We start from the raw sequence: 11597 nt of genomic DNA, 5'->3' as shown, positions 1-11597 counted from the left end.
ACGTTTGAGGATTCCAAATGATCATAGGTACCCGGGGCAGCCAGCTTGCGCTTGCCCAGACCGAGAATGTTGCACGCCTTCTTAAGGAACAGGGCGTTGAAACCAGTATTAAGATTATAAAAACCAGCGGAGACCGGTTTACTGACCGTCCCCTGCATGCCGTATCCGGAGGAGTCGGGGCTTTTGTCCGGGAACTGGACGATGTCATGCTTGCAGGAGAGGTCGACATCGCTGTCCATTCGATGAAGGATATGCCCACAATCCGCCCGCCGGAGCTTCCTACTGCCGCAGTTTTGAAGCGTGACACTCCATTTGATGTCCTGATTACATACGATGGGACTACTCTTGACGAACTGCCTGAACAGTCCATTATAGGCACCAGCTCCCTTAGAAGGGCTGCCCAGATCAGGCGTTACAGGCCTGACCTTATTACTCAGGAACTCAGAGGCAATATCGACACCAGGCTCAGGAAACTTAAAGAAGGGCAGTATGACGGTATTCTGCTCGCGAAGGCAGGGTTTGAGCGTATGGGCTGGGACCTTGAAGGAGAAATCCTTTCCCCTGGTTTTTTCTGCCCTTCCCCGAACCAGGGCACGGTTGCAGTGGTGACAAGGGCAGGCACTGAGGCTGAAGCTGCGGTTTCCAAACTTGACCATACCGAGAGCCGGATTGTTACTGAACTCGAACGCATCCTTATCTCCGAACTCGGAGGGGGCTGTACAACTCCTATTGGCTCTTATGCCGAGCTTAAACCTGATAAGAAAGAAATTCATGTTCTGGCTGAAGTCCTTTCCCTGGATGGCAGAGAAGTTGTCCGGGTTGAGGAGTCTATCCCGATGATTGGTGGTATTGAGAGAGCCAGGAAACTGGGGCACAGGCTTGTGGAGATGGGGGGTAAGAGGCTGGCGGAAGAAGCGCTCCTTCAGATCTCCGGAGACGCATGCGGTACAGAAGGTTCATACGATTATTGATACAGAGACTGCCCGCGGGCAGGAAATGGAGTTATGTAATGTATACTCTCACCGGACTTAAATTAAAAAACCCGACCATTCTTGCAGCCGGGGTGCTCGGGACAACCGGCGCTTCCCTCTGCAGGGTTGCGCGTGAAGGGGGCGCAGGTGCAGTTGTGACCAAATCCATAGGTCCCACCCCGAAAACCGGACACCACAACCCCAGCATGGTCAGGCTGGACTGCGGCTTTTTAAATGCTATGGGGCTTCCGAACCCTTCATATCCCAGCTTCCTGCAGGAGCTCGAGTTTGCAAAAAATAACTCTCCAGCTCCGGTAGTTGCAAGCATTTTCGGCGGGAATCCGTCTGAGTTTGCTGAAGTTGCTCAGGGCTTGCTTCCTGCAAAGCCTGATGCCTTCGAGCTGAACGTGAGCTGCCCTCACGCTGAAGGTTATGGGGCTGCAATCGGTTCAAACCCCTGCCTGGTAGAGGCAGTTACGGCGGCTGTGAAAGATGTTGTTAACGTTCCTGTCTGGGTCAAGCTGACCCCCAATGTTGCAGATATCACATGCATCGGAAATGCAGCAGAAGCCGGGGGCGCAGACGCTGTTGTTGCAATCAACACTTTGAAAGGAATGGCTATTGATATTGAATCCGGATATCCGGTTCTTGGAAATCGCTCAGGAGGGCTCTCTGGAAAGGCTGTCAAGCCCGTAGCCGTCAAATGCGTCTACGACCTCTACACTGCCCTGGAAATACCGGTGATCGGTGTAGGAGGAGTTTCTTCCTGGGAAGATGCCGTGGAAATGATGATGGCAGGGGCAACCGCTGTCCAGGTCGGGTCTGCGGTATATGACAGGGTGGATATCTTCTCTGAAATCGGTGCAGGAATAGAGGCTTTCCTCGAGAGGAAAGGTTATTCGAATATAAATAAAATTATAGGGCTTGCCCACGAGATGGTCTGATGCTTCCTCTTAATGCTACAATAACACAGATAACTGATGAATCCCCTGCTGTCAGGACTTTTTTCTTTGACCCCAGGTTTGAGGATATGGAACCAGGCCAGTTTGTAATGGTCTGGATCAGGGGCGTGGACGAGATTCCTATGGGCCTTTCCAGAAATAATTCCATAACTGTCCAGAAGGTAGGGGAGGCAACCTCAAAGCTCTTTGAGTTAAAAGAAGGAGATTCTTTCGGGCTCAGGGGTCCTTTCGGAAAGGGCTTTACCCTTCCTGTTAAAGGCGAAAAAATACTTGTTATAGCCGGAGGGGTCGGAGCTGCTCCACTATCTCCTTATGCTGAGGCAGCCTTTGCGGCAGGCGCTGAGGTGCATACTATTCTTGGAGCACGGAGTGCCGGAGACCTGCTTTTTGAAGGGCGATTTGAAGCTCTTGGAAAGGTTTATGTCTCTACGGACGACGGTTCTAAAGGAGTTAAAGGGTTTGTGACTGATGTCCTCAAAAGCCTTGACATGGCAGCCTATGACAGAATTTCAGTCTGCGGCCCTGAAATAATGATGTCTTCGGTTTTCAGGCTTCTTGAAGAGAGAAAGTCTCTGGAAAAGGCAGAGTTCAGCCTCCACCGCTATTTTAAATGCGGCATTGGAGTTTGCGGGGCATGCTGCATAGACCATTCCGGGCTTCGGGTTTGCAAGGACGGGCCTGTGTTTTCCGGGGTTCAACTCATTGGTTCGGAACTCGGAAAATATTCACGGGATGCCAGTGGGCGAAGAGTTAAAATTTAAGTTTCTATATATCCTTTTAAAAAATGAACAAGAGCAGGTAAAAAGCTCCGCGAATACAGGATGAGGAAGGCAAAGATATGATTGGAAGGTTCAGGTCAGGAGATAACATTTTTTATGGGGAAATCGAAGATGGGCGTGTGTATCCCAATGGAGGGATCTCTGCCGGGGCATTTGAACTCTCGGAACTTCGTGTTCTACCACCTTCATTTCCCTCTAAAATCGTCTGTGTTGGCCTGAACTATAAAGATCATGCCGAAGAACTTTCCATGGAAGTCCCTAAATCCCCTGTTCTTTTTTTAAAGCCTCCCTCTGCGGTTATAGGGCATGGGGACAAGATCATTTACCCTGCATCCAGTTCGAGGGTGGACTATGAAGCTGAACTCGCAGTCGTAATCGGAAAGCGCTGCAAGAATATTTCAGCCGAAAAAGCCGAAGACGTGATTGCAGGTTATACCTGTTTTAATGATGTGACTGCACGTGATCTCCAGCAAAAGGACGGGCAGTGGACAAGAGCAAAGAGTTTTGATACGTTTGCAGCATTCGGGCCCTATATCGTCTCTACAGAAGAAATTGATGTTGCTGATGTAAAGATTGCCTGCAGGGTAAACGGGGAAACCAGGCAGGAATCAAGCACTTCAAACCTGATTTTTGATATTCCTTATCTTATTGAATTCATTACCGAGATTATGACCCTGGAAGTTGGGGATGTAATAGCTACCGGTACACCTCCTGGAGTTGGTGAACTGCACAGAGGAGATACCGTGGAAGTTGAAATCCAGGGAATCGGAAAACTTAGTAACGAGGTTGTCTGATGCTTCTTGAGCATATTGGAACTGAACTTGACCTTACAGAGCGCCACCTGATTGTGCTCAAAAAGGTAATTGAAGAAGGTCCCATAGGAATCCTTAAACTTGCAGAAGTTACCGGGATGCAGAACCATAAGGTGCGTTATTCCCTGAGAGTCCTTGAGCAGGCAAATCTTATCAAGCCTTCAGCTCAGGGTGCGGTGCCAGGGGATGCTGTCCCTAAATTCCTGCAGGATTTTGAGCGGGAGCTAAGCAGTATCAATGAGAAAGTGTCCCGGATACGGGAAATTGAAGTCTCTATTCCGAAGTAAAGGCTTTTGTCTTTGAAAACCCTTTCTGGATGTGCTTTTTTGCAATCCGGGCTGTTCTCCGGAGTTCCGGGCTTCGGTGACTTTTTATAATCCTATTTACATGTTTTTTCCGCAATCACCGGATTCAGCGCATCTTATGGATTTATCCCTTTTTGTGGGTTTATCTATTCAGTTGAACTTGTGTGATATTCTTGTCTCATCTAATCAAGATTTAATCCATGTTTATTTTTGGAGAAGCTCCTATGACCTTAAGTCCTGAAGATCTTAAATCAATAGAAAAATATGCCCTTCAAAATGCTGTAAAATACGGAAAAGCCCCCCAGCCAAAAGCTGTAATGGGCAAGGTAATGGGGGAGTACCCTCAGCTAAGGGCCGATCCCAATGCCGTCTCTGCGGCACTTGAAGCTATTGTTTCAGAAATTGCTAATGGAAACCCTGAAGCCTGGGAAGCCCGGCTGTCGGAAATTGCTCCGGAGCTCATAGATGCCCTGAGTGTAAAGAAAGAGCCTGACAAGGGTTTAAAACCCCTCGAAGGGGCAGAGAACGGTAAAGTCGTAATGCGTTTTGCCCCTAACCCCAACGGGCCCGGAACCATGGGCAGCGCAAGGGGCATGGTAGTCAATTCCGAGTACGTAAAGATCTATGAAGGCAAGTTCATCCTGCGTTTTGACGATACCGATCCTGATATAAAGCGCCCCATGCTTGAAGCCTATACCTGGTATCTGGACGACTTCAAATGGCTCGGAGTTGTGCCTGACCAGGTTGTCTATGCCTCTGACCATTTCCCTATGTATTATGATTATGCAAAAAAGCTAATTGAGATGGGGAAAGCCTACGTCTGTTTCTGTAAAGGGGAGGACTTCAAACAGTTTAAGGATGCTAAACAGGCCTGCCCGCACAGGGACACAAGCCCTGAAGAAAACCTCATGCACTGGGAAAAGATGCTTGCCGGGGAATATGAAGACCAGCAGGCTGTGCTGCGGATCAAGACCGATATCGAACATAAGGACCCTGCTTTGAGGGACTGGGGCGCATTCAGGATTAGAAAAATGTCCCACCCCCGCCCTGAAATCGGAAACAAATACGTTGTCTGGCCCCTCCTGGACTTTGCAGGCGCTATCGAAGACCATGAACTCGGTATGACACATATCATCCGGGGCAAAGACCTTATGGACAGCGAAAAGCGGCAGGGCTACATCTACAAATACTTCGGCTGGACATACCCGAAGACCACCCACTGGGGTAGGGTCAAGATCCACGAGTTCGGAAAGTTCAGCACGAGTACCCTGCGCAAATCCATTGAATCCGGAGAATACAGCGGCTGGGACGACCCCCGCCTGCCCACAATCCGGGCAATCCGCCGCCGTGGGATAAGGGCGGAAGCTCTCAAAAAGTTCATGATCGAAATGGGAGTCGGGATGACTGACGTGAGTATCAGCATGGAGTCTCTTTATGCCGAAAACCGTAAAATAGTGGACCCCATTGCAAACAGGTACTTCTTTGTCTGGGACCCGGTAGAACTGGAAATTACCGATTCAGAGCCTGCAGTTGCTAAACTTCCGCTCCACCCCACTGATCATGCAAGAGGTGTAAGGGAAATTGCCGTAGAAAATAAGGTACTTGTCTGTAAGGACGATGTAGAAAAACTTGAAGTGGGCTCTGTCCTCCGCTTAAAAGATTTCTGTAATATCGAAATCACTTCCCTTTCCCCGCTACAGGCAAAACGCTCTGATGTTTCTCTTGAAGCCCTTAAAAAAGCAAAAGCAAAAATCCTCCACTGGGCTCCCGTTGACGGAATTTCAGTTAAAGTCCGAGGTCCTGAAGGCGATATCGAAGGAATAGGAGAACACGGGATTGCAGCCGAACTTGACAACATAGTCCAGTTCGAGAGATTCGGATTCTGTAGAATTGATGCCGTAGATGGAGAACAAGTTGTGGCTTATTTTGCCCACAAGTGATTCCGGAAAACGAAACCGCAGGGGAAAGAAGAAGGACAGATAAACTGTCCCTTCTGCTTCCTCTCCTGTTTTCTATTTTTATATTACTGTTATTGTTACCTTCTCCGCTTCAGGATATAAGCCGCTCCTGCCGCCAGAACTGTAAATCCAAGACCCGGTCCAGGAGCTCCGTTTTCTTCTGGAGCTTCTGTTTCATTAGTTTCATTTCCTTCCCCTGCGGTTTCGTTTTCTTCTGTCTGTTCTTCTACAGGGGTTCCAGTCTCATTTCCTGCGCCTTCTCTGTCTGCCAGGCCCTGCTCGTAAGCTTCAGCATCCAGTTTGCTTTCAAGGGATGTGACAGCATTCGGAACTTTCGGGTAAAGTGGGGAGTTATCGGATCCGCCTCCGGTTACCTCGTATGAGACATCACATATTCCATTGCTGTTTCCATCCACGCAGGTTTCACTGTAACCGGTCCCTTCAAGGTCTGCCCAGAAATTACCGCCAATATACGGGCCCCGGACAAGGTTACTTTTGGTTGAGAGGGTACTTTGCCAGGTGTTGTCTGCGTTTACGGTGTTTTCTTCGATATTTTCGGCGTTTTTGAAATAATTATTAAAGATAATATTCTTTCTGCTCTCTTCAAGGGAGATCCCGAAACCGTAGTTATAAGCAACGAGATTGTCCTGGATTGTGTTTGAGTTTGAGCCTTCGAGCCTGATCCCTATTTCGTTAAGGGTTATGATGTTGCCGTTTATGTTATTATTTCCCGCTTCCTGCAGCAGAATCCCGTATTCTGAGTTTCTGGCCCGGTTATTGTTGATATAGCAGTTATTGACTCCTGTCAGCAAAATTCCGGCTTTCTTCGAATCTTCCACCCCAAATCCGCTGAAAGTTACTCTTTCCGTAGTTATTTCTACGGTACTTTCTGCAGGGTCAGCTGCCTTTACAATTGTGTTGTCAGGGTTCCTCGAGTCAGACCAGATTCTCACCTGCTTGTCTATTTTGAGGTTTTCAACATAAGTCCCGGGGCTTACAAAAATAGTATCTCCGGCTTTTGCGGCATCCACTGCAGCCTGTATTGTGGTATAGCCCCCTTCTGCTTCAGAATCCACGTTTAAGTTTGCTGCAGAAACGGCAGAGCATGTGCATATGACTGCCAGAATAAATGCAGCTGCTACTATTTTTAATACCTGTAAATTCCTTTCTTTCATTCTTTCCATCTTTAGTTCCCCTTTTACTCTTCCATTTCTTTATGGTTCTTTCATTCGTTTTTATCATTTTAGAAACCGTTAATTTCCTCTTTTCCGAATTTCCTCTGTTTCTCAGGAACGGATCTTATCTCTTTTTCAGAAATGAATCTTGTTTGTTTTTCAGAGCTAATTCTTTCAATATTTTATCAGGAAAACAATTTTGTCCTGAAAAGATATATCTTTGGAATCACAAGTTCTGAACAATCATTCTTGAAAAGTGGTGTCTAAAAGATTTACGGAAGCGAAGTTTGTTTAAACTAACAGTTAATTATTTCCAAAAGTTATCTTTATGATGGACTGAGTATTCCTACTTATCAGATTTCAAAAATATCAAGTCCTGAACCCTGACTACCTATAAATGCTCGAAATGCTCACAGTCGTAAATGACTGCAGTCATAAAGTATAACCTAAAACCCTTATATCTAAAGTAAAACCTTAAACCCTTATATCTTAATTGTTTTATTCGTGTCTCGAATGGAGGCTTAAAATGGATGAAAAAATTGCGCCCCAACTTGAAGAGCTAACCAGGGCGCTTGGAGACCTTGAAAAAAGTGGCATCCGGGCAGAATTCGATAAACTTCTTGCTTTTCGCGTACCTCCGGAGGTCGCAAAGGAGAGTATCCTCCGAAAGTTTGGTGGAAAAAGGAAAGTCCTGAAGGTAAAAGACCTTTCAGCTTCCCTTAAGAATTTTGAAATAACAGGCAGAATCCTGGACATCGGGGAAAAGGCACTTCGTCCTCAGGAAGGGGTGCATGAGGGGCCTTCCAGATTGTATACCGGAGTTCTTGCAGATGAAACAGGTTCAGTCATGTTTTCTTCCTGGAGGGAGTTGCCGGGCTCGGTTGGAGATGTTATCAATGTCAGGAACGCCTATACTCGCCTCTGGCAGAACAGGATAAGGCTTTCTATAGGGGAGCAATCTCTGGTATCTAAAGTTTCTGACTCTTCACTCCCTCCGCTTTCCGAACTTTCCGAAAGTCCCGCAAAAAAATTGATTGATATCGGTGCTGCGGATTTTTCCGTTAGAACCGTAGCCTGTGTACTTCAGCTTTCTCACAGAGAAGTTCTGGTCAGGGGTAAGCAGTCTAAAGTGATTTCCGGCGTGCTTGCGGATGAGACCGGCAGGCTGCCTTTCAGCGCCTGGGTTGAACTTCCGGGCATTGACATAGGAAGCATAATCAGGATAGAAGGGGCCCAGATCCGCATGTTCAGGGGAATGCCTTCGATCAATATCCTCAGCAGTACTAAAGTCTCTTCAGTCGGGTCTGAAGAAGCTGAAAGTCTTGCTTTTACTTTCGAGTCCGCAGCAAAAGACCCTGCTCCTCTGAAAATCGAAGAAATAGACTCAAGAGACAGCATGTTCGATATAGCTGCTGCAGGCAATGTTGTTTCAGTCCGACCGGGTTCTGGAATCATTTCCCGCTGTCCGGAGTGCAGCCGTGTGGTTCAGAAATCAAATTGCAGGGCACATGGCAAGGTGGAAGGCGTAAGGGATATGCGAATTAAGGCTATACTGGATGACGGGACAGGGGCAATGTCAGTCATGTTTCCAAGGGAACTTGCAGAATCTATCTACGGGAAGACCCTTGAGGAAGCCGAACAGCTCATGTTTTCTGATATTTCTAAAGATGCGGTCTATGAAGACCTGAGACGGTTCCTTACCGGCCGTTACCTCGCAGTACGCGGGAATTCTTCAAAGGGAGAGTATGGAATTTCTTTTGTTGCAGAAAGTGCCTGGGTGCCCGAAGATGACCTCGCAGTTAGAGTTGTTGAATTATTACACAGGCTCGGGCAGGATGAAGAGGAACCGGGTTCAGTGGTTTCCGGGGGAGGGATAAGCCTTGCTTAAGAGAGAAGTTGCAAAAAGGGTTTTTGCAAAAGAATTTGAAGCCTGCAGGGAGCTTGAGAAATCGGCAAGATCCGCGTCCGAAACAGCTGATTCGAAATCCCCCAACCTGCTTATCAGCCCGCTGGGGCTTATTCTCAACCGTGTCTTTGCAATTGGTGTGCTTACCGAACTCGACAGCATAGGTACACAAAATGAAATGTGGAAAGCCCGGATAGTTGACCCAACGGGAGCTTTTACGGTATATGCAGGGCAGTACCAGCCTGATGCTTCCATTTTCTTTTCAACGGTTCAGGTCCCTGCTTTCATAGCACTTACCGGAAAAGCCAGAATTTACGAACCCGAACCGGGCTCTGTTTTTATCTCAATCCGGGCAGAAGAGGCAAACGTCGTAGACGAAGAGCTCCGCAATAGGTGGGTTGTGGATACTGCAGAACAGACAGTTGACAGGCTTGAGGCTTTTTCGGATGCTCTCGCATGCGGATACCATGGGGAAACACTTAGGGAATACCTGCTTGAGAGAGGAATTTCCGGAGAGCTTGCGGAAGGGATTTCCATTGCTCTTGAAAGGGAACGCTCCCCTCAGGAATTTGCAAAACAGCTCAGGGCTTCTATCCGGGAAGGTCTCAGCGCTCTGAACTTCGAATCTGAAGATCCTGCAGGAGCCAAGGCTGACCAGAAGGAGTTCGTACTTGAACTGCTCAGGGAAATGGGTGGAGGCAAGGGAGTTGATTACGCTAGTTTTGTAGATGCCGCAGTCTCAAGAGGCGTCCCTGAAGAGTTAGTAGAAGAAGTTGTCCGTTCTCTTCTTTCGGGAGGGCAGTGTTACGAACCGAAGATCGGAATTATAAGGCTTGTAGGTTAATCGTGTGGAGTGGAGCTTTAAAGATCCTAATATTAGGAAAATCCGCCTCTAAAAACATGTGATAATGCTTAAGTGTGATTAAGTTGATTGGTATTCTTTGTTAAAATTTAGCATCTCACGTTTATCGTATTTATCTGGAGAAATTAACATGAAAGTATTGGTCAGCGACTCACTCTCCAATGAAGGTTTGGAGATTCTGAAAGAATATTTTACTGTTGACGTTTGTACCGGTCTCTCCGAAGACGAGCTGGTGGAAAAGATCGGGGCCTACGATGCCCTTGTAATACGCAGCGGCACTCAGGTTACTCAGAGAGTCATCGAGGCTGCTGACAGCCTCAAAATTATTGGAAGGGCCGGAGTCGGAGTCGACAATGTCGATGTTGACGCAGCCACCAAGAAAGGAATCATTGTAGCCAACGCTCCCGAAGGAAATATGATTTCGGCAGCAGAGCACACAATTGCTATGATGATGTCGATGTCCAGGAATATCCCTCAGGCAAACGCTTCCCTGAAATCCAGGGAATGGAAGCGCAACAAGTTCACGGGCGTTGAGGTCAAGGGCAAGACACTGGGAGTTGTAGGGCTCGGAAGAATCGGGTCTGAAGTCGCAAAGCGGGCTTCAGGGCTTGAGATGAACCTTATGGGGTATGACCCTTTCATTTCCGAGAAGCGGGCTGCCGAACTCGGAGTCAAGCTGGCTACAGTTAATGAAATTGCAAAAGAGGCTGACTACATCACAGTGCACACTCCCCTTATCAAGGAAACCAGAAATATCCTTGATGACGAGCAGTTCGCCCTCATGAAGCCAGGGGTCAAGATCATCAACTGTGCACGCGGTGGCATCATAAGCGAAGAAGCCCTTACAAGAGCCCTTGAAAGTGGAAAGGTCGGCGGGGCAGCCTTAGATGTTTTTGTTGAGGAACCACCTTTTGACAATCCTCTTCTGAAATTTGACAACGTCATTGTAACTCCGCATCTCGGTGCCTCCACACAGGAAGCCCAGGTTAATGTTGCAATCGACATCGCTAGGGAAGTAGTCTCCGTCCTTACTGGCGGGCTTGCAAAGAACGCAATCAATATCCCCTCGGTGAAGCCCGAAGCTATGGCAGTCCTTGCTCCATACATCAGGCTCGCAGAGCTCATGGGTAAAATTGCAGGGCAGCTTGTAGACGGCAATTACGAAAAGGTAGAAATCGCGTACAATGGGGAAATCTCCGGAAAAGACACCAGGCCCCTTACAGTCTCTGCTCTCAAAGGGCTGCTTGAAATGGCTCTCGGTTCCGGGGTAAATTACGTCAATGCTCCTATCCTTGCGAAGTCCAGAAAGATCGCAGTAGTGGAAAGCAAGTCCGAATCTGCAGAAGAGTATTCTTCAACTGTCAGTATCAGGCTCACCAGCGGAGAAACGGCGAAGCTGGTTGCCGGAACTGTTGTTGGAGATGAGCCCAAGATCGTTTCCGTTGATGATGACAGTGTAGACATCTTCCCCGCAGGCCGTATGATCTTTGCCAAGCACATTAACAAACCGAATGTTATCGGACCCTGTTGTATGGTTCTTGGTAAAAACAACATCAACATTTCAGGCATGCAGGTCGGAAGGGCGGAAGTCGGAGGCGTTACCATGATGGTCCTTAACGTGGATGTCGATGTCTCTGATGCAATCCTTGAAGAGGTAAGGCAGGTCCCTGGAATCATCAATGCCAAGCTTGTGACCCTCTGAATTCGTTCATCAGTAAATTGTAGTAAAAATATTCCGAAAAACATTTCACTTCGGTACAGGCTTAAATTTCATTTCTGTGCCGGAGATATTCAATTTTTTTCGGAATTCTTCAAATGTGAAACTGCACCCTGTGGGACTTATATACTATACTGCCCCTCCCAGCGC

General features: G+C 47.6%; 10 protein-coding genes. 9 read left to right on the top strand and 1 reads right to left on the bottom strand.

All coding sequences use genetic code 11. From position 1 onward, the window contains the following. The first annotated feature begins 17 nt into the window (after positions 1 to 17). The 6 genes from hemC (at position 18) to EO98_RS04005 (ending at position 5769) form a co-directional block, all read left to right on the top strand. Positions 18 to 971, top strand: coding sequence for a hydroxymethylbilane synthase (gene hemC / locus EO98_RS04030; protein WP_048141541.1), 954 nt, complete (start codon positions 18 to 20; stop codon positions 969 to 971). A 38-nt stretch (positions 972 to 1009) separates the two neighbouring features. After that, positions 1010 to 1915, top strand: coding sequence for a dihydroorotate dehydrogenase (locus tag EO98_RS04025; protein ID WP_048141539.1), 906 nt, complete (start codon positions 1010 to 1012; stop codon positions 1913 to 1915). Next, on the top strand, positions 1915 to 2694 hold the full coding sequence (locus tag EO98_RS04020; RefSeq protein ID WP_048141538.1) for a dihydroorotate dehydrogenase electron transfer subunit: 780 nt from the start codon (positions 1915 to 1917) through the stop codon (positions 2692 to 2694). The genes EO98_RS04025 and EO98_RS04020 overlap by 1 nt, the downstream gene beginning before the upstream one ends. A 77-nt stretch (positions 2695 to 2771) precedes the next feature. Beyond that, positions 2772 to 3506 carry a fumarylacetoacetate hydrolase family protein gene (locus EO98_RS04015; protein WP_048134432.1) on the top strand — a complete coding sequence of 245 codons (735 nt, stop codon included), beginning with the start codon at positions 2772 to 2774 and terminating at the stop codon, positions 3504 to 3506. Then, entirely contained in the window at positions 3506 to 3811 is a 306-nt protein-coding gene (locus tag EO98_RS04010; RefSeq protein ID WP_048141535.1) for a hypothetical protein, read from the top strand. Before EO98_RS04015 ends, EO98_RS04010 begins: the two co-directional genes overlap by 1 nt. Before the next feature lie 242 nt (positions 3812 to 4053). Next, a complete protein-coding gene (locus EO98_RS04005; protein ID WP_048141533.1) occupies positions 4054 to 5769 on the top strand; it encodes a glutamate--tRNA ligase in 1716 nt (571 codons plus the stop codon). 95 nt (positions 5770 to 5864) lie between these two features. Here EO98_RS04005 and EO98_RS04000 read toward each other — a convergent pair whose 3' ends face one another. Then, positions 5865 to 6971 carry a nitrous oxide reductase family maturation protein NosD gene (locus EO98_RS04000; protein ID WP_048141530.1) on the bottom strand — a complete coding sequence of 369 codons (1107 nt, stop codon included), beginning with the start codon at positions 6969 to 6971 and terminating at the stop codon, positions 5865 to 5867. Positions 6972 to 7488: 517 nt separating this feature from the next. Here EO98_RS04000 and EO98_RS03995 point away from each other — a divergent pair. The 3 genes from EO98_RS03995 to serA all read left to right on the top strand — a co-directional run bounded on the left by EO98_RS03995 (position 7489) and on the right by serA (position 11432). Beyond that, the gene (locus EO98_RS03995) at positions 7489 to 8850 is read left to right on the top strand and encodes a Single-stranded DNA binding protein (RefSeq protein WP_048141528.1); all 1362 of its coding nucleotides are present in this window, start codon (positions 7489 to 7491) and stop codon (positions 8848 to 8850) included. Continuing rightward, entirely contained in the window at positions 8843 to 9712 is an 870-nt protein-coding gene (locus EO98_RS03990; RefSeq protein WP_048141526.1) for an RPA family protein, read from the top strand. The genes EO98_RS03995 and EO98_RS03990 overlap by 8 nt, the downstream gene beginning before the upstream one ends. Positions 9713 to 9860: 148 nt before the next feature. Beyond that, the gene (gene serA, locus EO98_RS03985; RefSeq protein ID WP_048141524.1) at positions 9861 to 11432 is read left to right on the top strand and encodes a phosphoglycerate dehydrogenase; all 1572 of its coding nucleotides are present in this window, start codon (positions 9861 to 9863) and stop codon (positions 11430 to 11432) included. Positions 11433 to 11597 lie beyond the last annotated feature (165 nt).

The sequence above is a fragment of the Methanosarcina sp. 2.H.T.1A.6 genome (assembly GCF_000979455.1).
Lineage (GTDB): Archaea > Halobacteriota > Methanosarcinia > Methanosarcinales > Methanosarcinaceae > Methanosarcina.
This window is presented reverse-complemented; position numbering and strand designations above follow the sequence as displayed.

Bases quoted from the DNA above. Each gene is read 5' to 3' on its own strand.
- hemC (WP_048141541.1), top strand. From the start codon at position 18: ATGATCATAGGTACCCGGGGCAGCCAGCTTGCGCTTGCCCAGACCGAG.
- EO98_RS04025 (WP_048141539.1), top strand. From the start codon at position 1,010: ATGTATACTCTCACCGGACTTAAATTAAAAAACCCGACCATTCTTGCA.
- EO98_RS04020 (WP_048141538.1), top strand. From the start codon at position 1,915: ATGCTTCCTCTTAATGCTACAATAACACAGATAACTGATGAATCCCCT.
- EO98_RS04015 (WP_048134432.1), top strand. From the start codon at position 2,772: ATGATTGGAAGGTTCAGGTCAGGAGATAACATTTTTTATGGGGAAATC.
- EO98_RS04010 (WP_048141535.1), top strand. From the start codon at position 3,506: ATGCTTCTTGAGCATATTGGAACTGAACTTGACCTTACAGAGCGCCAC.
- EO98_RS04005 (WP_048141533.1), top strand. From the start codon at position 4,054: ATGACCTTAAGTCCTGAAGATCTTAAATCAATAGAAAAATATGCCCTT.
- EO98_RS04000 (WP_048141530.1), bottom strand. From the start codon at position 6,971: ATGGAAAGAATGAAAGAAAGGAATTTACAGGTATTAAAAATAGTAGCA.
- EO98_RS03995 (WP_048141528.1), top strand. From the start codon at position 7,489: ATGGATGAAAAAATTGCGCCCCAACTTGAAGAGCTAACCAGGGCGCTT.
- serA (WP_048141524.1), top strand. From the start codon at position 9,861: ATGAAAGTATTGGTCAGCGACTCACTCTCCAATGAAGGTTTGGAGATT.